This is a genomic window from Actinocorallia sp. API 0066, assembly GCF_020991275.1.
GTDB lineage: Bacteria > Actinomycetota > Actinomycetes > Streptosporangiales > Streptosporangiaceae > Actinocorallia.
In genome coordinates this window covers 189,456-209,392 of record NZ_JAJLQY010000007.1, presented here as the reverse complement: position 1 = coordinate 209,392, position 19,937 = coordinate 189,456, and the positions used below count along the sequence as shown (strand labels likewise).

General features: G+C 70.7%; 20 protein-coding genes. 1 reads left to right on the top strand and 19 read right to left on the bottom strand.

The genetic code is table 11. The features are described from left to right. Positions 1–41: 41 nt before the first annotated feature. The 7 genes from atpB to LO762_RS19265 all read right to left on the bottom strand — a co-directional run bounded on the left by atpB (position 42) and on the right by LO762_RS19265 (position 5,351). Positions 42–836: a F0F1 ATP synthase subunit A gene (atpB, locus tag LO762_RS19295; RefSeq protein ID WP_230617001.1), complete on the bottom strand. Its 795-nt coding sequence runs from the start codon at positions 834–836 to the stop codon at positions 42–44. A 111-nt stretch (positions 837–947) separates the two neighbouring features. Beyond that, complete coding sequence (locus LO762_RS19290) at positions 948–1,163, bottom strand: hypothetical protein (protein WP_230616999.1); 216 nt, start codon at positions 1,161–1,163, stop codon at positions 948–950. Between the two features lie 36 nt (positions 1,164–1,199). Next, positions 1,200–1,655: a hypothetical protein gene (locus LO762_RS19285; RefSeq protein ID WP_230616997.1), complete on the bottom strand. Its 456-nt coding sequence runs from the start codon at positions 1,653–1,655 to the stop codon at positions 1,200–1,202. Between the two features lie 110 nt (positions 1,656–1,765). Further along, positions 1,766–2,944 carry an MraY family glycosyltransferase gene (locus LO762_RS19280; protein ID WP_230616995.1) on the bottom strand — a complete coding sequence of 393 codons (1,179 nt, stop codon included), beginning with the start codon at positions 2,942–2,944 and terminating at the stop codon, positions 1,766–1,768. A gap of 168 nt (positions 2,945–3,112) precedes the next feature. Continuing rightward, positions 3,113–4,204 carry a hypothetical protein gene (locus LO762_RS19275; protein WP_230616993.1) on the bottom strand — a complete coding sequence of 364 codons (1,092 nt, stop codon included), beginning with the start codon at positions 4,202–4,204 and terminating at the stop codon, positions 3,113–3,115. A 46-nt stretch (positions 4,205–4,250) separates the two neighbouring features. Further along, positions 4,251–4,694 carry a hypothetical protein gene (locus LO762_RS19270; protein WP_230616991.1) on the bottom strand — a complete coding sequence of 148 codons (444 nt, stop codon included), beginning with the start codon at positions 4,692–4,694 and terminating at the stop codon, positions 4,251–4,253. 192 nt (positions 4,695–4,886) lie between these two features. Next, positions 4,887–5,351, bottom strand: a complete 465-nt coding sequence (locus tag LO762_RS19265) for a hypothetical protein (RefSeq protein WP_230616989.1) — start codon at positions 5,349–5,351, stop codon at positions 4,887–4,889. Between the two features lie 348 nt (positions 5,352–5,699). Between LO762_RS19265 and LO762_RS19260 the strand changes: the two genes are divergently transcribed. Beyond that, positions 5,700–6,650, top strand: coding sequence for a DUF2207 domain-containing protein (locus LO762_RS19260; RefSeq protein ID WP_230617400.1), 951 nt, complete (start codon positions 5,700–5,702; stop codon positions 6,648–6,650). A 116-nt stretch (positions 6,651–6,766) separates the two neighbouring features. Here LO762_RS19260 and LO762_RS19255 read toward each other — a convergent pair whose 3' ends face one another. The 12 genes from LO762_RS19255 to LO762_RS19200 form a co-directional block, all read right to left on the bottom strand. Continuing rightward, positions 6,767–7,660: an L-threonylcarbamoyladenylate synthase gene (locus tag LO762_RS19255; protein ID WP_230616987.1), complete on the bottom strand. Its 894-nt coding sequence runs from the start codon at positions 7,658–7,660 to the stop codon at positions 6,767–6,769. 7 nt (positions 7,661–7,667) lie between these two features. Next, positions 7,668–8,534, bottom strand: coding sequence for a peptide chain release factor N(5)-glutamine methyltransferase (prmC, locus tag LO762_RS19250; RefSeq protein WP_230616985.1), 867 nt, complete (start codon positions 8,532–8,534; stop codon positions 7,668–7,670). Beyond that, complete coding sequence (prfA, locus tag LO762_RS19245; RefSeq protein ID WP_230617398.1) at positions 8,534–9,583, bottom strand: peptide chain release factor 1; 1,050 nt, start codon at positions 9,581–9,583, stop codon at positions 8,534–8,536. The genes prmC and prfA overlap by 1 nt, the downstream gene beginning before the upstream one ends. Positions 9,584–9,677: 94 nt before the next feature. After that, positions 9,678–9,899, bottom strand: a complete 222-nt coding sequence (gene rpmE / locus LO762_RS19240) for a 50S ribosomal protein L31 (RefSeq protein ID WP_230616983.1) — start codon at positions 9,897–9,899, stop codon at positions 9,678–9,680. Positions 9,900–10,056: 157 nt separating this feature from the next. Then, on the bottom strand, positions 10,057–10,683 hold the full coding sequence (locus LO762_RS19235; protein WP_230616981.1) for a response regulator transcription factor: 627 nt from the start codon (positions 10,681–10,683) through the stop codon (positions 10,057–10,059). Positions 10,684–10,786: 103 nt separating this feature from the next. After that, positions 10,787–12,022, bottom strand: coding sequence for a sensor histidine kinase (locus LO762_RS19230; RefSeq protein WP_230617396.1), 1,236 nt, complete (start codon positions 12,020–12,022; stop codon positions 10,787–10,789). Between the two features lie 226 nt (positions 12,023–12,248). Continuing rightward, the gene (gene rho / locus LO762_RS19225; RefSeq protein ID WP_230616979.1) at positions 12,249–14,147 is read right to left on the bottom strand and encodes a transcription termination factor Rho; all 1,899 of its coding nucleotides are present in this window, start codon (positions 14,145–14,147) and stop codon (positions 12,249–12,251) included. A gap of 284 nt (positions 14,148–14,431) precedes the next feature. Beyond that, complete coding sequence (thrB, locus tag LO762_RS19220; RefSeq protein WP_230616977.1) at positions 14,432–15,340, bottom strand: homoserine kinase; 909 nt, start codon at positions 15,338–15,340, stop codon at positions 14,432–14,434. Between the two features lie 37 nt (positions 15,341–15,377). Beyond that, positions 15,378–16,433, bottom strand: coding sequence for a threonine synthase (gene thrC, locus LO762_RS19215; RefSeq protein WP_230616975.1), 1,056 nt, complete (start codon positions 16,431–16,433; stop codon positions 15,378–15,380). Between the two features lie 115 nt (positions 16,434–16,548). Beyond that, positions 16,549–17,832, bottom strand: a complete 1,284-nt coding sequence (locus LO762_RS19210; protein WP_230616973.1) for a homoserine dehydrogenase — start codon at positions 17,830–17,832, stop codon at positions 16,549–16,551. Beyond that, positions 17,829–19,223 carry a diaminopimelate decarboxylase gene (gene lysA, locus LO762_RS19205; RefSeq protein ID WP_230616971.1) on the bottom strand — a complete coding sequence of 465 codons (1,395 nt, stop codon included), beginning with the start codon at positions 19,221–19,223 and terminating at the stop codon, positions 17,829–17,831. The genes LO762_RS19210 and lysA overlap by 4 nt, the downstream gene beginning before the upstream one ends. After that, positions 19,220–19,870, bottom strand: a complete 651-nt coding sequence (locus LO762_RS19200; RefSeq protein WP_230616969.1) for an anticodon-binding protein — start codon at positions 19,868–19,870, stop codon at positions 19,220–19,222. Before LO762_RS19200 ends, lysA begins: the two co-directional genes overlap by 4 nt. Positions 19,871–19,937: the final 67 nt, after the last annotated feature.

Sequence of the window (19,937 nt, the reverse complement as noted above, 5' to 3'; positions counted from 1 at the left end):
GACGGACGTTCCGCCGGTCTGGTCCTTGGGGATAGGAGGCGTTAGTGGTCCGCGTGCAGGCCGCTGCCGATGTACATGGCGGCCAGCATCGTGAACAGGAATGCCTGGAGGAACTGGATGAACATCTCGAAGGCGGTCATGAGAATGGTCATGACCACGCCGAGCACGCCGACGGGAGCGCCCAGCCACGACGGGTTCTCGATGAGGAACCAGTAGCCCACGAGGCTGAAGAAGGCCAGGATGATGTGGCCCGCGAACATGTTCGCAAAAAGTCGGACCGCGTGGGTGAAGGGCGCGAGCACGAACGTCGAGAGGTACTCGATCGGGACGAGCAGCACGTAGATCGGCTTGGGCAGGCCGGGGGGAATGAGGTTGGTGAAGTACTTCACCGGCCCCTGGTGCTTCATGCCCAGGTAGATCTTGAGGATGTACACGCTCAGCGCGAGAACCGCGGGGAACGCGATGTGCGACGCGACCGGGAACTGGATGACCGGGATGACGGCGAAGATGTTCCAGAACCAGATGAGCATGAACATCGACAGCAGGAGCGGCATCCAGCGCTCGGCGTCCTTGCCCAGGAACGGGCGGGCCACCTGGTCGCGGACGAAGACGTAGCCGACCTCGCCGATGTTCTGCATGCCGCGCGGCACGAGCTTGGGCTTGGCGAACGCGCTCCACGCGAAGGCGATGGTGATGAGGGAGCCGAGCAGGGCCAGCACGACCGGCTTCGTCAGCCATTCGGGGCCGCCCGCGAACAGCGGGGGGAAGTCGAACAGTTCGGCGCCGGGCGGGGTGAACTCAGCCCCCGAGGATGCGAGCACGATCGGTGTACTCACTTCTTCACCTCTGTGGGCACGGTGGTCCGCTCGCTGCACTCGCGCACTGTGGCGTTCCCTTCAAGCTGATATCGGATCAAGAACCGGCTGACCGGGCACGGGGACCGGCGGTCAGCGACCGTATTTCACGTAGACCAGGTAGACGGCGAGCACCACACCGATCACCAACCCGACCGGCTTGAACAGCTCCCACCCGGTCAGACTGGTCAGCAACCAACCCGCGCCGCCCCAGATGACCATTCCCGAGAGGATGTAGCTCGGGACCGACCACATGGCGTCTGCGAAGCTGGGGCCCGCCCCTCTGGAGGGTGCCTCGTGCTCGCTCATCGCGTTCCGGACAATAGCAGGCTAGACGCGGACTGGTCATATCGGAGTGGCCCTGTGCGAGGCGCGCTCACGCGCGTCGTCGCTGCGGGCTTCACCGGCGGGTTCATCGATATAGGGCTTCCGTGTGTTGAGGGTGATCCGGAACTCGGCGACGATCCAGGCGACCGCGAGGCCGACGACCGTCCAGCCGAAAACGGCGGTGTCGAAAACCGTGACACCCTTCACCGCCGAGACCAGGATCATCATGGCGAGCACCTTGAGCACGTAGCTCGTCAGCCCGGCGATGATGACGGTCTGCGGGGAGATCTTCGAAGCCCAGTTCACGACGTACGCGCTGAGAGAGAAGAACGCGATCACCGCTGCGGCGGCCAGTGCCGCGCCGAGGGCGCCTTCCAGCCCGCTGACGAAGGTTCCGACAGCGACGGCGACGACTCCGGCGAGGGAGACGGGAAGGGCGGCGCCGAGTAGGAGGCGCGTGCCTGACGAGTCCATGAGGGCTCCGGGGTGGTTACGTTACGTGTTCGTCTCTACTTAGTGAAAGCTATCACAAGCCTAGGGAACTCCGGCAATTACCCCCGGGCGACGGCAAGGCGAACGGAGCGTTACACGGGTTGCCGGGTTCGGTCACCGGGTCCGGCCGCGGCGGCCTCGACTTCGGCCTGGAAGGCCCTCCGGGCGATGAGGCGCGGCACCCCGACCATAAGGGCGGCACCCAGAGCCGCTACACAGAGCGTGACGAACAGCACGGCCGCCTGCCAGGTGGGCGAGTTCGGCGGGACGAACGACAGCGCGACCATGCAGGCGCCGACCAGGCCGACCCACCCGTACATGATGAGGACCGAACGCCGGTGGGAGTGTCCCAGACGGAGAAGCCGGTGGTGCAGGTGGTGCTTGTCCGGCGCGAACGGCGACAGGCCCTGGTTGGTGCGCCGCCACACCGCGAGCAGCATGTCCGCGAACGGGACGACCACCACCATCGGCACCAGCAGCAGCGGCAGCCACAGCGGGAAGATCGAGTACTTCTGCGCGAGCGCCGTGTCGAACAGCGCGATGAGCTGGATCGTCGCCGCCGAGAGCAGCAGGCCGATGAGCATCGAGCCGGTGTCGCCCATGAAGATGCGGGCCGGGTGGAAGTTGTGCGCCAGGAACCCCACGCAGATCGCGACGAGCACCCCCGCGATCATCGTCGGGCCGATGAGCAGCGGGATGTCGATGACGTCCGCGAGCCGGTAGGACAGCAGGAACAGCGCGAACGCGGCGATCCCGACGACGCCCGCGGCCAGGCCGTCCAGGCCGTCGATGAAGTTCACCGCGTTGATCGTCGCGACGACGATGAAGATGGTGAGCGGCACCCCGTACAGCGGGGCCAGGGCCAGCGATCCGCCGTCCGGGCGGGGCAGCGCGCTCAGCTGGACGCCGTTCATGATGAGGATGCCCGAGGCGGCGATCTGCCCGGCCAGCTTGGTGAGCGCGTCGATGTCCCACAGGTCGTCGGCGATGCCGAGCATGACGATCAGTGCGCCGGAGAGGATCACCGCGTTGGCCGTCTTGGTCTCGATGAAGACCTCGGTCATGTGCGGGAGGGCGCGGGCCATCACCAGCGCGCCGAGCAGCCCGCCGAACATGGCGAGGCCGCCGATGCGCGGGGTGGGGACCTTGTGCACGTCGCGGTCGCGGACGGCGGCCTGGGCGCCCATGGCGATCGCCAGGCTCTTCACCGGGGAGACGAGCAGGTAGGTCACGGTGATGCCGGTGAGGATCACCAGCAGGTACTCCCGCACGCCCCCACCCCCGTTCCCCGTCGGCCCTACTGTTGAGACGGCCGCGGCAGCCCGTCGGTTGGCACCGGGCGACGTCCCACGATCAGGACACCTTACGCCTTCCGGCCGTCCCGGATGCGCTTTCCACGGCCTTCGTCCCCTCTGCGGCTCCGCTCGCCGTCGGCCGGATCAGTAGAGCTGCCTGGTGGTGCCGCACACGGTCGGCGTGTACGTCCATCCTGCTTCCGTGTACTTCTGAGTACCCGCGCAGGGCCGGTAGAAGAGGTGTCCTGACAGCTTGTTGACCGCGAGCCGACTGGTCCAACGTCCGGCGCTGTCCCTGGCGTTCCAGAAGGTCCAGGTGTCGGTGGTGGTGCCGTCCTCGTCGGTGAAGGTGACGATCACCCCCGCGTGGCGGCGGTCGGCGGCGAGGTCCCTGATCCGGAGCAGCAGCCGGGCGGCGGGTTCGCCCCGCTCGCGGACCCTCCCGAAGGTGCCCCACACCTCCGCCGGGACGCCCTCGGCCGCCGCGTCGGGGAACTGCTTGCCTGCGAACGGCGTGGTCCCCGCCGGGACGGCCCTGCGCTCCGCCGCCGGGAGGCCGCCGGTGAAGGGGGCGCCGGGGGCGAGCCGGGCGGCGCGCGGACCCGGGTGGACCGTGCCGACAGAAGCCCGGTACAGGCGGGTGACGGGCCCTGGACGCACCACGGTACGGCGGCCTTGCCGCTTCACCAGGACCTCCCGGACCCACAGGCCCTCGGTGAACTCTGAGGTGAACGCCCTGGGGAACCGGTAGGTGATCTTCCCGTCCACGGGCCGCTCCCGGTTCGCCGCCTTACGGGGCTCCCGGACGACGCACCCATGGCAGCGCGGGCGGTCCACCGGCTCGATCCCCTCCACCCGGCCTCCGCGCACCGTGCCGGGACGTGGCTCCCCGGCCCGTCCGACGGGGTGGTAGACGGGCGAGTGGTGCTCGTCCCACGCCTCGGCCGTCGCGAACTGGACACCGGCCGTCCAGCCGTCGCGGCGCCGGTCGGTGAGCGTGAAGGAGACGGTGACGGCCTCCTCCGTGATGGTGTACCTGCCGCTCGCGCCGATCGACCTGAAGGCGGCGGCCGCGCCGTCAGCGGTGCGGAAGCGGCCCTCGGCCAGCACCGCGGGGGGCGCCTCCGGCCTGGGCGGCTTCGGCTTGGCCTCCGGCGGGGCGGCACTGCCCGGCGCGGCGAGGAGGGCGGCGCCCGTCAGCAGCGCGCCCGTGACGGTCAGGGTGACGCGTGGCATCCGGAGGGCTCCCGTGGGTGGTCGCTGGCTCGGTGCCGCATCGTACTCAGAAGAGCTTCTTCCAGGCCCCGTACTTGCGGCTCTTGCTGTTGGTCGCCTTCAGCGCGACCTTCCGCACCTGGAGGTGCTTGGCCGACGTCGCCCAGAACAGCCCGTAGTGCATGGTGAACTTCTGGTCGTAGGGCTTCCCGTTGGGTTTGACCCGGAAGTACACGTCGGACTGCTTCCACTTCCCCTTGTCCCAGGCGCGGAACTGGACGCCGGGCGACCACCCGTCCCGCTTGAGGTCCTTCAGGTACCCCCGCGTCCACACAACATCACCCTCGCGGGTGTACACCCCGTACGGCCTCACCGCCTTGAGGATCTTGGTCTTGCCCGCCGGAGCCGTCCACTTGCGCGTCACCGTGTCACCGGGCGCCGCCTGCGCCGCCCCGGCCCCTACCCCCACAAGAAGGGCGACCCCCAAGGCCGCCGCGGCGATCCGCCGCATGTCCCCACCCCTTGATCGCCCGCAAGAATTTCCGCACGGACTGTACCGACAACCAGCCCCCAAAACCCCCAAACCGGTTGCATGTGACCTTTGCCACACCGACCGAATAGCCGGGCACAGCACCCGAAAAGCACCGAGCCCGGCCCCCTCCACGGGGTGCCGGGCCCGGATCCGCCCTGGGGGCGCGACCGCCTAGAACAGCTTCTTCCAGGCCCCGTACTTGCGGCTCTTGCTGTTGGTCGCCTTGAGCGCGACCTCGCGCACCTGGAGCTTGGTGCCGGTGGCGCTCCAGAAGGCGCCGTAGTTGTAGCGGAACTTCTGGTCCGCGGGCTTGCCGGTGGTGCTCAGCTTGGCGAAGTAGACGGCCGAGTACCGCCACTCACCCTTGTTCCAGACCCGGAACTGCACGCCCGGGGACCAGCCGTTGCGGGCGTAGTCCTGGACGTAGCCCCTCGTCTTGATCGACTTGCCGGTGCGCGTGTACGTCCCGTCGGCCTTGATCGACTTGAAGATCGCGGTCTTGCCCTTGTTGGTCACCCAGCTCTTGGTGACCTTCTTGGCGGTGTCGGCGGGGGCGGCTCCGGCGGGGGCCGCGGCCAGGGCCATGCCGACGCTCAGGGCGACGGTGGTGACGGTTACCGCAGCGATTCGCCGCATGTGATCACTCCTTGATCTCTGCCTACTCGGGTCGGGACTGTAGCGGTAAAGGAAAGATCACGTTTATGCGCCGCATATGCCGTCTGTGCCGGTGACCGAAATAGGGGCGTTTTTGAGAACCAGCGGACGGACGGCGGCGTCCAAGAAGGGATGTCCGGCGGTCGGGCCGGACGCCGGACGATCCCCACTGACCACTCTGAGCTGCTGGAATACCATGGGTCACAGGTGAATCACCACTAACACACCGGTTGCATGTGAGCTTCCTCACTTTTCCCGTCCCATGGCATGGCCCGGTTGGCGCGAACCGGCTGCGCGCTGCGCTGCGTTCGCGAAAGACTGCACCCGGTGATGACCCGATTCTCCTCCCCCACCCGGCGCCCCTCCCCCACCGGCCTCATGACGGCCCTCACACTGCTGTTCCTCGCCGCGCTGCCCATCCTGTTCCGGGATCAGCAGTCGGCCGAGGCGACGGTGCCGTCCTACGAGGCGCTGCTCACGATCGGCGCGGACGGCACGGTCAACGTTCGCGAGACGTTCACCGTCGATTACGCGGAGGAGAGCTCGACGGGCCTGCTGCGTCGGGTCAGGCAGCGCGACGGAGACCGCGTCTACCGGGTGACGTCGGTGGAGGTCGCCAGCCCCACGTTCGCGCCGGTCAACCTGACGGTCCGCGACTTCATGCACGAGCGCCAGCTACGGATCGGCGCGGACCGTCCCGTCTCCGGCCGCCACACCTACGTGCTCTCCTACGACCTCGTCGGCGTGCTGCGCGAGGGCGGCGCCCACGACGAACTGCTCTGGGACGTGCTGGGCCCCGGCTGGCCGCACCCGATAGCGGACGCGACGGTACGGCTGCGCGCCCCCGTCGTCTTCGCGGCGGGCTGCCTCGCTGGACGGGCCCGCGCGCACACGCCGTGCGCGGGCGGCCCCGGCACGCCCGGCACCGCCGAGTTCCGCCAGTCCGCGCTGCTGCCGCGCGAGGGGATGGTGGTGCGCGCCGCGTTCACGCCCGGCGCCCTCAGCGTGCCGGTGCCGACGCGGGCGCCCGCCCACTTCGGGTTCACCCCGTGGGGCTGGCTCGTGCTGCTGGCCGCGGCGCCGCTCGGCATGGTCGTGCACGGCCGCAGCCCGGTGTGGCTGCGTGGCGCGATGCTGGCCGGAGGCGCCGTCCTCGTCGTCTGGGACGTCCTGGACGACGTCATCGACGGCGGGGTGTGGCGCGCCGCCGTGGACGACAAGCTGCTGTCCGGGCTGATGCTGCTGACCCTGGGGTACCTTGCCACCCGGCGCGCCCGCTAGGCCCCGCACGGCGGCCTCAGCGCCGCACGGGAGCATTCCGGCCTGACCGTCCCCTGACCCGTCCGGGCCCCGCCGTCAGCCCGTCTCCGGATCCGCGCGGGGCTCGTCGGCGGCCGTCAGTCCTTCTTGAGGTCGGGCCCGGCGCCGGTGTCCTTCGTCAGGTCCACGTCGGGCTTCTCGTCCGGCGCGTCCTTCGTGAGCCTGACGTCGGAGCCGGTCCCGGTGTCCTTGGTGAGCTTCACGTCGGCGGGCTTGTCGACGTCGTCGTCGGCGAGGTCCTTCTGGAGGGAGAGCGCCGCCGCGGCCTCCTCCTCGGCGAGCTCCGCCGACGTGAGCGCGTCGTCCTCCTCCTCGTCACCGAGGAACTCGTCGCGCAGCAGCACCCCGCTGACGGTCCGCAGCCGCGCTTCGGAGATCGCGCCGCGGCGCAGCAGCTTCGGCAGCGTCCCGGTCAGGTCCACGATGCTGGAGGCGGCCCCGGCGCTCGACGGCCCCCCGTCGAGGTACACCGAAACGGAGTCGCCGAGCATCTCCTGTGCCTCCACGGCCGTCCGGGCGGCCGGGCTTCCGCTCAGGTTCGCGCTGGACACCGCGAGCGGACCCGTCTCCCGCAGCAGTTCGAGGGCGAGGTCGTGCAGCGGCATCCGCACCGCGACGGTGCCCTTGGTGTCGCCGAGGTCCCAGGCGAGGCTCGGGTTCGCGTGGCACACCACGGTGAGCGCGCCCGGCCAGAACTCGTCGATGAGGTCCTGCCCGTAGGGCCCGAGGTCGTCGATGAGCGCCGTCGCCGCCCGCACCGAGCCGACGAGCACCGGCGGCGGCATGTCCCGCCCGCGCCCCTTGGCTTCGAGCAGCGCCCGGACGGCGGCCGGGGTGAACGCGTCGGCCGCGATCCCGTACACGGTGTCGGTAGGGAAGACGACGACCTCGCCACGGCGTAGGCAGGACGCGGCGTCCGCGATGCCCCGCGCCCGCTGGATCGGGTCAGAGCAGTCGTAGTGTCGGCTCATGAGGGGCTTACTCCATCGAGGTCGTCAGGCGCGCGGTCACGAACCTGTCCCGGTCGGTGAGGTCGCGGCGGTTGCGCACGTCGCGCCAGCCGCGTTCCTCAGCGAAGATCCAGTAGACGGACGCGCCCTGCAGGTCGCTGTGTTCGACGGCCACGAACCCGCCCGGACGCAGCAGCCTACGGGCCGTCCGCTCCACCGCGCGGACGGCGTCGAGGCCGTCGTCGCCGCCCCCCCACAGCGCGGGCGCCGGGTCGTGCTCGCGCACGTCGACCGGCACGTACTCCCACTCGCTCATGGGGATGTAAGGCGGATTGCTGACCACAAGGTCGACGCGCCCGTTCAGTTCGGGCAGCGCGCCCGCGAGGTCGCCCTGGTGCAGCGTGACCTGCCCGCGCACGTCGAGGTCGGCGATGTTGCGGGCGGCGTGCCGGTGCGCGTCGGCGTCGAGTTCGACGGCGTGCACCCGCGCCTGCGGCACCTCCTGCGCGACCGACAGCGCGATCGCCCCGGAGCCGGTGCCGAGATCGACGACGACGGGGTCGGCGACGTCCATCTCGCGCAGCCTGTCGATCGCCCAGCCCGCCACCACCTCGGTCTCCGGCCTCGGCACAAAAACGCCGGGGCCGACCGTCAGCTCCAGGTACCGGAAGTAGGCGCGGCCGGTGATGTGCTGGAGGGGCTCGCCCGCCTCACGCCGCGCCACACCCTCCCAGTACCGGGCGTCGAAGGCGCTGTCGGGCAGCGTGTGCAGCTCGCCGCGGCCGACGCCGTGCACATAGGCGGCAAGCTCCTCGGCGTCGGCACGCGGGGAGGCGACACCGGCCTCGGCCAGCCGGGCCGTGGCCCGCGCGATCTCGTCGAGAAGCAAGTTCATTACTGCTGAATTTCGTCCAGCCTGCGTTCCATGTCGGCGTCCACCAGCGCCTTGATGACGGCGTGCAGGTCTCCGTCCATCACCTGGTCGAGGTTATACGCCTTGAAGCCGACGCGGTGGTCGGAGATGCGGTTCTCCGGGAAGTTGTAGGTGCGGATGCGCTCGGAGCGGTCGACAGTACGGACCTGCGCCTTACGTTCGGCGGAAGCGGCGGCGTCGGCCTCCTCCTGCGCGGCGGCCAGCAGCCTGGAGCGCAGCACCCGCAGCGCCGACTCCTTGTTCTGCAACTGGCTCTTCTCGTTCTGGCACTGCACGACGACGCCCGTCGGCACGTGCGTGATCCGGACCGCCGAGTCCGTCGTGTTCACCGACTGCCCGCCGGGCCCGCCCGAGCGGAACACGTCGATCCGCAGGTCGTTCGGGTCGATCTGGATGTCGATGTCCTCGGCCTCGGGGGTGACGAGCACGCCCGCGGCGGAGGTGTGGATACGGCCCTGCGACTCGGTGACGGGCACCCGCTGCACCCGGTGCACGCCGCCTTCCCACTTGAGCTGCGACCAGGCGCCCTCCTTGGCCTTCACGGCCATGGTGACGCTCTTGTAGCCGCCCAGGTCCGACAGCTGCGAGTCGATGATCTCGGTCTTCCAGCCGACCCGCTCGGCGTACCGCGTGTACATCCGCAGCAGGTCGCCCGCGAACAGCGCGGACTCCTCGCCGCCCTCGCCCGCCTTGATCTCGACGATCACGTCCTTGTCGTCGTTGGGGTCGCGCGGGACGAGCAGGCGCTTCAGCCGCTCGTTCAGCTCCCCGATCCGCGCCTCCAGGGCCGTCGCCTCCTCGGCGAACGCCTTGTCCTCGGCGGCCAACTCGCGGGCCGTGCCCAGGTCGTCCTCGGCCTGCGTCAGCTCCCGGTAGGTCTCGACGATCGGCCGCAGGTGCGCGTAGCGCTTGCCCAGCTCGCGCGCCTTCTTCTGGTCGGCGTGCACGGCGGGGTCGCCGAGCGCCAGTTCGATGTCGGCGTACTCGCGCAGGAAGTCGTCGAGGTCCAGGTTCACGGGTCTGTTCTTTCGGCTCGGCACGGCGGGGCGGGTGAGCAGTGGAGCCCGGCACGCGGCGCACGCCGCGGCCGGGCTCCCCGCACCCCTACTTGTCCGCTGCCTTCTTCTTGCCGAAGCGGGCCTCGAACCGGGCGACGCGGCCGCCGGTGTCGAGCAGCTTCTGCTTGCCCGTGTAGAACGGGTGGCACTGCGAGCAGACGTCGGAGCGGATCTGGCCGCTCTCCACGGTGCTGCGGGTCGTGAAGGTCGCCCCACACGTGCAGGTCACCTCGGTGACGACGTAGGCGGGGTGGATCTCGGGCTTCATGGTGGATCTCCTTCGAGACGGCTCCGGGTCAGGAATGCGGATCACCGCACCTGGGAACCGGAACCTGTGGGCCCTCCCAGTATGACGGATGCCGCGCCGTGCGAGGACCAGCGCTTATCCCGTGGGCCCACGGTCGCCGTGGGGCGGGGAACCGCCGCTAGCGGTTGTCGCGCAGGTGGGCGAGGACCGCCTGGACCCGGCGGTGGGCGTCCGGGGAGGGGGCGAGGCCGAGCTTGCCGAAGATCGACGAGATGTGCTTCTCCACCGCGCCCTCCCCGACGACGAGTGAGCGCGCGATCCCCGCGTTGGACAGGCCCCCGGCCATCAGCGCCAGCACCTCGCGCTCGCGCGGGGTGAGGCCGCGCAGCGGGTTGCGGCCCAGAAGCTGGCCGACGACCTCGGGGTCGATCACGGTGCCGCCCCCCGCGACCGTCCGGACCGCGTCGGCGAACTCCGCGACGTCCGAGATCCGCTCCTTCAACAGGTAGCCCACGCCACGCGCCCCTCCCCCGATCAGTTCGGCGGCGTACTGCTCCTCGACGTACTGGGAGAGCACCAGGACGGGCGTAGGCCGGATCGTCAGGGCGGCCCGCAGCCCTTCGTCACCGAATCCGGGCGGCATCCGGACGTCGGTGATCGCCAGGTCGGGCCGGTGCTCGGCGACCAGGGCGACGAGCGCGTCCCCGTCGCCGCAGGCCGCGACCGTCTCGACGCCCTCATCCGTGAGCAGCCGGATCAGCCCCTCCCGCAGCAGCACCGAATCCTCGGCGATCACGACACGCACGCTTCCCCCTCTTCGTTGATCCCGGTCCTCCAGCGACTGCGAGGGGCCGTCACCAGGGCGGCCCCGCGCTCACGTCGTCATTCCATCGTGTCGGGAGGGGCTGTCACCAGGTGCAGGGCAGGATGGCGCGGACGACGGTCGGGCCGCCTTCGGGGCTGTCCAGGGAGAGGGTGCCGTCGATCGTCGCGGCGCGGTCGGCGAGCCCGGCGAGGCCGCCGTGCGGCGCGAGGACGGCGCCGCCCCCGCCGTCGTCGCGGATCTCCACGACGACCCGGTCGCCGTCCCGCCGCACCTCGACGGCCGCCTGGTCGGCCCGCGCGTGCTTGGCGACGTTCGTCAGCGCCTCGGCGACGGTGAAGTAGGCGATCGACTCGACGGCGGCGGGCGGCCGCTCGGGCAGCGCGACGCTGATCCGCACCGGCACCGGTGAGCGCCCGGCCAGCGCCGACAGCGCCGCCTCCAGGCCCCGGTCGGTGAGGATCGCCGGGTAGATGCCGCGCGCCAGGTCGCGCAGTTCGGCGATCGCGGCGCGGGCCCCCTCGTGCGCCTGGTCGATGAGCAGCCGGGCCTGCTCCGGATCGTCGTTGATCTTGGCGCGGGCACGCCCGATGTCCAGCGCGACGCCGAGGAGGCGCTGTTGTGCGCCGTCGTGCAGGTCCCGTTCGATCCTGCGCCGTTCGGCCTCGGCCGCGTCCACCCCGCGCGCCCTGCTGGCCTGCAACTGGGTGGCGCGCACCCGCAGCGCCTGCTTCTCCGACGGCCCGAGCAGCGCCCGCGACAGCGCGACGTGCCCGATGCTCAGCACCTTGACGACGTAGAGGCACCCGATGAAGCAGCCGAGCCCGAGGACGGTGAAGGGCAGCCCGTCGTACCAGGAGTCGACCCGGGGCTCGTACCTTCCGAAGTCCGGTACAAAGCCCTCGTTGATCTGGCCTCCGACCGGCGCGAAGACCAGCGCGAACGTGAGCCCCCACATCACCATGGAGCTCACCCAGTACCCGAAGGCCAGCGGAATCCGCACGACCTGGAAGGCGAGGTCCTTCCACGTGGCCGGATCCCCGAGGATCGTCTTGCCCTTCTGGAACAACGACCCCTGCGGGGTCTGCCTGTACGGATCAGGTATCCGCACCCCGAAGGCGATCCTGATAAGCCGCCGATCAAGCATCGACCCCGCCCGCAGCAGCACCAGCAACAACGCCCACAGCGGCAACCCGACCCAGATGATCGTCGTGGCCGCCGCCAACGGCACCCCACCCGCCAGAACCACAAGCCAGACAAACCCGAGCGGCGACGAAAGCGGAAAATACAACGCCGCCTTCCACACCGAGACGTCCCGCACCAACTCCAACGGCGTGGGAATGGCCGGAATCCCAGGGCCACGCCCTCCAGAACCTTCCATCATGCCTCCCTCTCTCTCGACACCCCCAGCCTCCCGAACCGCCCAGCCCCACACCATCCGGCGACCCACCGTCCCCAGAGTGGGGATAACCCCCGAACCGCGACCCGTGGGCACGGGAAAGGGCCCGCTCGGACGAACCGGGCGGGCCCTTCGCGTGGGGTGACGGTCAGTCGTGGGCGACCGTGGTCTTCTGGACCTGGAGCAGGAATTCGGCGTTGGACTTGGTCTCCTTCATCTTCTCGAGAAGGAGTTCCAGGGCCTGCTGGGTGTCGAGGGCGTGCAGGACGCGGCGGAGCTGCCAGACGACGCGGAGTTCCTCGGGGGCCATGAGGATCTCCTCCTTGCGGGTGCTGGACGCGTCGACGTCCACCGCCGGGAAGATGCGCTTGTCGGCGAGCTGGCGGGAGAGCTTCAGCTCCATGTTGCCGGTGCCCTTGAACTCCTCGAAGATGACCTCGTCCATCCGGGAGCCCGTCTCCACGAGAGCGGTGGCGAGAATCGTCAGCGAGCCGCCGTTCTCGATGTTGCGGGCCGCGCCGAAGAACCGCTTGGGCGGGTACAGCGCCGTCGAGTCGACACCACCGGAGAGGATGCGGCCCGAGGCGGGCGCCGCCAGGTTGTAGGCGCGGCCCAGACGGGTGATCGAGTCCAGCAGCACCACCACGTCGTGGCCCAGCTCCACCAGCCGCTTGGCCCGCTCGATGGCGAGTTCCGCGACGGTCGTGTGGTCCTCGGCCGGACGGTCGAAGGTCGAGTGGATGACCTCGCCCTTCACCGACCGCTGCATGTCGGTGACCTCTTCGGGCCGCTCGTCCACCAGCACGACCATCAGGTGGCACTCGGGGTTGTTCTTCGTGATGGCGTTGGCGATCGACTGCATCACCATCGTCTTGCCGGCCTTCGGCGGGGAGACGATCAGACCGCGCTGGCCCTTGCCGATCGGGCTCACCAGGTCGATGATCCGGGTCGTCAGGATGTTCGCGTCCGTCTCCAGGCGCAGCCGCTCCTGCGGGTACAGGGGGGTCAGCTTGGAGAACTCGACGCGGCCGCGCGCCTGGTCGGGCTCCATGCCGTTGACGGTGTCGAGGCGGACCAGCGCGTTGAACTTCTCGCGCCGCTCGCCCTCGCGCGCCTGCCGGACCGCGCCGGTGACGACGTCGCCCTTGCGCAGCCCGTTCTTGCGGACCTGCGCGAGCGAGACGTACACGTCGTTCGGGCCGGGGAGGTAGCCGGTGGTCCTGACGAACGCGTAGTTGTCGAGGATGTCGAGGATGCCCGCGACGGGGATCAGCACGTCGTCGTCGGCGACCACGGGCTCGGCCTCGTAGCGGTCGCGTCCGCCGCCGGTGCCCCGGCCCCGGTTGCGCTCGCGGAACCGGCGGCCGCGCCGCGAGGCGCGCTCCTCCTCGTGCTCTCCGCCCTGCTGGCCGCCGCCGCTCTGCCGCTCCTCACGGCCGCCGCGGTCGCCCCTGTCGTCACGTCCGCCGCGGTCCTCACGGCCGCCGCGCTCGCCACGGTCCCCGCGCTCACCGCGCTCACCGCGCTCACCGCGCTCACGCTGGCGTTCGCCGCGCTCGCCCCGGTCGCGGCCGCTGCGGGTGCGCTGCCGGCCCTCACGCCGGTTCTCGCCGCCCTCGCCCTGCTCGTCGATGGACCGCTCCGTCCTGCTCTCGGTCCTGCTCTCGGCGGCCCTGGCCTCGGCCTTGGGCTCCACCTTCGCCTCCGCCTGCTCGACGTCCTCGCGCGGCGCGGCGCGGCGACGGGTGCGGGTCGGCGCCTGCTCGGCGCTCTCGGACCTCGTCTCCGCCTTCCCCTCGGCCTTGACGGTCTCGGTCTTGGTCGCGGCACCCGACGTGGCCCCCGCGGCCGGGCCGCCCTGCTTCTCCTGAATGGCAGCGATGAGCTGGCTCTTGCGCATCCCGGTGGTTCCGCTGATGCCGAGCTGGGCCGCGAGGGTCTTGAGCTCGGGGAGCACCATGGCGGACAGCCCGGTGCCACGACGGGCGCGCTTGGGCGCGGGCGCCTCGGCCGGCGCTTCGTTCAGCAGTTCGCTGGATTCGCTCACAAAGGGTCCTTCCCAGGGAGCGGGTGTGGGCCGATAGGAGGCCGATCTACCCGATGGTTCGACTCGGCGGGGGCGCCGAATCCGGCGATCAGTTCGCCATGCGGAATTTCCGAAGACAGCCAGATGATCGCGTACTCGTCCCCAAGCCGAAGGGAATCAGAAGTGGAGAGCCAGGTGCACGGGCGCATCGGCGGTGGTGATGCCGATGGGCCAACGGCCCCGAGCGGGGCATCTGGTGCGGCTTCCAGCCTAACACCACCATGGCGCACTTGTATTCCCTGAGGTCAGCGTGTTCGCGAGTCGCGCGGCTGAACGCGGGCACCGAAGGGGCTGACGTTCAGCTGGTGCATATCCCAGCCTTTACCCGCCTCGATTTGCGGCCAACCGACGGTAGGCCACCCGAATGCCAGAACCGTAGGCCCGGCCCCGGAGACCACGGCCGGCACTCCCGCCCGGCGGAGCCGCTCCACCAGCGCCGCCGAGCCCGGCATCGCGGGCGCACGGTAGGACTGGTGCAGGCGGTCCTCGGTCGCGTCCAACAGCACGTCGTAGCCCAGTTTGCTGGTCAGTGCGGCGATGAGCAAGGCCGCGCGGGCAGAATTCGCCGCGGCGTCCGCGTGGCTCACCGACGCGGGCAGCAGCCCGCGCGCACGCTCCGTGGCGAGCCGCTGGTCGGGCACGAACACGGTGACGGGGGCGTCGAGGTCGAGCCGGACGAGCCGGGGCCCGTCGTGCCGCGTCCACGCGATGGTGAGGCCGCCCGCCAGGCACGGCGCGACGTTGTCGGGATGGCCTTCGATCTCGGTGGCGAGCGCGAAGGCGGCGTCGTCGGAGAACGCGCCTCCGGCCGGGTGAAGCGCGCGCGCGGCGGTGATCCCCGCGACGATCGCGGCGGACGACGAGCCCATGCCGCGGCTGTGCGGGATCCGGTTGACGCAGTGCAGCCGCACCCCGCCGGGCGCGGCGGCCGGGCCGATCCGCTCCCACGCGCGGCGGAACACCTGCACGATGAGGTGTTCCTCGCCGAGGGAGGCGAGTTCCTGCCCCTCCCCCTCGATGGAGATCTCGACGCCGGAGGAGGCCGTCTCGACGGTCACCTCGTCGTGGTAGGTCAGGGCGAGGCCCAGGGAGTCGAAGCCGGGACCCAGGTTGGCGCTGGTCGCCGGAACCTCGACGGTGACGCTGTCGCTCATGCTCTCCGCTCAGCTAAGGGTGCGGGGGTGCTACGGCTCAGGCAAGGCCGAGCGCGGTGGCCGCCTCGTGCGCGTCAACCCGGACCGTGGTGGGCTTGGGCGCGCCCGAGATGGCCCAGTCGGGGTCCTTGAGGCCGTTGCCCGTCACGGTGCACACGACCTTCAGACCGGGCTGGATGGCGCCCTGCTCGCTCGCCTGGAGCAGCCCCGCGACGGACGCGGCGGAGGCGGGCTCGACGAACACGCCCTCCTCACGGGCGAGCAGCCGGTAGGCGGCGAGGATCTGCCGGTCGGTGACCGAGCCGATGGCGCCGCCCGACTCGTCGCGGGCGGCCGAGGCGAGGTCCCAGGACGCGGGGTTGCCGATGCGGATGGCGGTGGCGATGGTCTGCGGGTTGCTCACCGGCGCGCCCGAGACGAACGGGGCGGCGCCGCTGGCCTGGAAGCCCATCATCCGGGGCTTCTTCGTGGACACCCCGTCGGTGTGGAACTCCTTGTAGCCCATCCAGTAGGCCGAGATGTTGCCCGCGTTGCCGACGGGGAGACAGTGCACGTCAGGGGCGTCGCCGAGCGCGTCGACGATCTCGAACGCGGCCGTCTTCTGGCCCTGGAGCCGGTAGGGGTTCACCGAGTTGACCAGCGCGACCGGGTAGTCCACCGCGAGCTTGCGGGCCAGTTCCAGGCAGTCGTCGAAGTTGCCGTCCACCTGGAGCAGCTTGGAGCCGTGCACGAGCGCCTGCGCCAGCTTGCCCATCGCGATCTTGCCGCGCGGCACGAGCACCGCGCAGGTCATGCCCGCGCGCACCGCGTAGGCGGCTGCCGACGCCGAGGTGTTGCCGGTGGACGCGCAGATGACGGCCTGCGCGCCCTCCTCGGCCGCCTTGGAGATCGCCATCGTCATGCCCCGGTCCTTGAAGGAACCGGTGGGGTTCAGGCCCTCTACCTTGAGGTAGACCTCGCAGCCGGTCTGGGCCGAGACGCGGTGCGCCGGCACCAGGGGGGTGTTGCCCTCAAGCAGCGTGACGACGGGGGTCTTGTCGGTGACCGGGAGCCGGTCACGGTATTCCTCTATCAGCCCGCGCCAAGCGCTCACGGCTTTTCCTCTCTGGATGCGTGCCGTCGAAGGGACGGCATCAGAGCCGGCTGCCCGTAGGGCAAACCCGAACCGGGGAGTGACCTGCCTTTATGGGGAGCGAGTCTAGACGAGATCAGATGTCGCCCTCGACCCGCATCACCGACGCCACCTCGCGCACCGACGGGTGTGAGCGCAGGGACTCCACCGTGGCGTCCAGCGCCGCGTCGGGGGCGCGGTGGGTGACGATGACGAGCTGGGCGTCGTCGCCCCTGCCCTCCTGCCTGACGGCCTGGATGGACACCCCGTGCCGGGCGAACTCCTCGGCGACCTGGGCGAGCACGCCCGCCTGGTCGGCGACGTCGAGCTGCACGTAGTAGCGGGTGACGGTGTCGCCCATCGGGAGGATGGGCAGCGCCGCGTAGGTGGTCTCCACGGGGCCGGACGCGCCGCTGACCCGGTTGCGGGCGACGGCCACGATGTCGCCGAGCACCGCCGACGCCGTCGGGGCGCCGCCCGCGCCCGCGCCGTAGAACATGAGGCTCCCGGCCGACTCCGCCTCGACGAACACCGCGTTGTAGGCGCCGCGCACCGAGCCGAGCGGGTGCGACCTGGGGATCATCGCCGGGTGGACCCGGACCGAGACGCCCCGGTCGCCGCCGCGCTCGCAGATCGCCAGCAGCTTGACGACGCAGTCCATCGCCTTGGCGCCCGCGACGTCCTGCGCGGTGACCGCGGTGATGCCCTCGCGGTGCACGTCGGCGGTGGTGACGGGGGTGTGGAACGCGAGCTGGGCGAGGATCGCGGCCTTGGCGGCGGCGTCGAACGCCTCGACGTCAGCGGTGGGGTCGGCTTCGGCGTACCCGAGGTCCTGCGCCTCGGCGAGCGCGTCGGCGAACCCGGCGCCGTGCGTGTCCATCTGGTCGAGGATGTAGTTCGTGGTGCCGTTCACGATGCCGAGCACCCGGTGGATGCTGTCGCCGACGAGGGACTCGCGCAGCGGGCGCAGCAGCGGGATGGCCCCGGCCACGGACGCCTCGTAGTAGAGGTCGACGCCGAACTCGCGGGCCGCGCCGAAGAGGGTCTGCCCGTCCTCGGCGAGCAGCGCCTTGTTGGCCGACACGACGGACTTGCCGGATTTCAGCGCGCCCAGGATGAGGGACCTGGCGGGCTCGATCCCGCCGATCACCTCGACCACGATGTCCACGTCCGGGCGGGTGGCGAGGCCCATGGCGTCGGTCGTCAGGAGGTCGGCGGGGACGCCCGCGCGCACCCGGTCGGGGCGGCGGACGGCGATGCCCGCCAGCTCCACCGGGGCGCCGACCCGCGCCGCCAGGTCATCGGACTGCTCCAGCAGCAGCCTGACCACCTCGGTGCCCACGACACCGCATCCGAGCAAAGCCACCCGCACCGGTTTCACGGCTGTCCCACCTCCATGTCGAGCCTCAACAGATCGGCGACCGTCTCCCGACGGACGATGACGCGCGCGGCGCCCTCACGGACCGCCACCACGGCGGGCTTGGTCACGTGGTTGTAGTTGCTGGCCATCGACCGACAGTAGGCGCCCGTGGCGGCCACGGCCACCAGGTCTCCGGGCGCAACATCTTCGGGCAACCATAGGTCACGCACGACGATGTCCCCGCTTTCGCAGTGCTTGCCGACAAGTCTGCACAGGAGGGGCTCGGCGGTCGACTCCCGGCTGACGAGCTTCGCGGTGTACTCGGCGCCGTACAGGGCGGTGCGGAGGTTGTCGCTCATGCCTCCGTCCACGCTGACGTACGTGCGGATGCCCTCGACGTCCTTGATCGTGCCGACCTCGTACAGGGTGATCCCGCCCGGACCCACGATGGCGCGGCCCGGCTCGACCGTCAGCTTCGGGACGGGCAGGTCGTACGCCTTGCACTCGCGGGCCACGATGTCGCGCATGTTGTCGGCGATGAGCTTGGCGTCGATGGGCTCGTCGCCCTCGACGTAGGCGATGCCGAAGCCGCCGCCGAGGTCCAGCTCGGGCAGGACGACGCCGTGCTCGTCCCGGATGGCGACGAGCAGCTCGGCGACGCGGTGCGCGGCGACCTCGAACCCGTCGGTCTCGAAGATCTGCGAGCCGATGTGCGAGTGCAGCCCGACCAGCTCCAGCCGCGGCAGCGCCAGCACCCGCCGGACGGCCTCCAGCGCGGCGCCCGAGCCACGGGAGAACCCGAACTTCTGGTCGTCGTGCGCGGTGGCGATGAACTCGTGGGTGTGCGCCTCGACGCCGGTGGTGACGCGGATCATGACCTTGGGCCGGACGCCGAGCCGTTCGGCGTGGAAGCCGAGCCGGGCGATCTCCTCGTAGGAGTCCAGGACGATCCTGCCTACGCCCGCCTCCAGGCCCATGACGAGCTCGTCGGCGGACTTGTTGTTGCCGTGCATGGTGATCCGCTCGGGCGGGAAGTCCGCCGCGAGGGCCAGGGCCAGCTCGCCGCCCGTGCACACGTCAAGGCCGAGGCCCTCCTCGTGCAGCCAGCGCACGACGGCGCCGCTGAGGAACGCCTTGCCCGCGTAGTGCACGCTTCCGTCGGAGAAGGCCGCCGCGTACTCGCGCGCGCGCTGGCGGAAGTCCTCTTCGTCGACGACGTACAGGGGGGTGCCGAAGTCGCGGGCCAGGTCGCGCACGTCGACGCCGCCGACGGTGACGGCGCCCCCGGCGCGGGTGGCGGTGCGCGGCCACACCTCGGCGGCCAGCGCGTTCAGGTCGGCCGGTGCGGGTGACGGGTGGTCCTCGGGCAGGACGTTCTCGTGCCTGCCGCCCGCCGGGTGAACTCTGCTCACAATCTCTCTCTCGGGGTCTCTCCGAGCCTGCGCAGCCCGTTGCTCAACGTGACGCGCACGGCTCCGGCGAGAAGGACGCGGGCGCCGTGCTGCGGGGTCGGCTCCTCGCGGAACGCCTCGTGGACGTCGTGGTAGGCGTCCGCGATCCGTTCCAGTTGGAGCACCGGTTTTCGGTGCCCGTCGAACCCCGCCAGCAGCCCGAGCAGCTTCCGTTCGGCAGGCGTGGTCAGCGCGGCGGCGTCGCCCCGCGGCACGCCCAGCTCGGGCGCGCGGCGCAGCACGGCGCAGGCGCGCTCATGCGCGAACCTGACCCGGAAGCCGGGATTGTCGAACGTTCTGGGGAAATCCGCCCAGCACGCCTTGATTGTCGCACCCGTGCCGTAGCGCTCGTCGCGCGTGATCGCCTCGGCGATCCGGCCGGGCACCGCGAGGTGCACCGCGAGCAGGCCCGGACCTCTCGTCTCGACATGTGAGACGCCGGGGTGCGCCGCGACCTCTTCGGCGATCGCCTGCGCGGGCAGCCGGTGGCGCACCGCGACCGGCGAGACATAGGTGTCCTCCCAGGTGATCGCGGCGCCGGACACGACGACACCGGTCACGGCACGGACCGCCGTGACGATCACCGCGTCAAGCTCACCGGGAGTCACGCCACCGAGGGTAGCCGACCAGAATGTGGACAGCCGAACTGTGTTTATTGGGGGCCGGGCGCTTTGC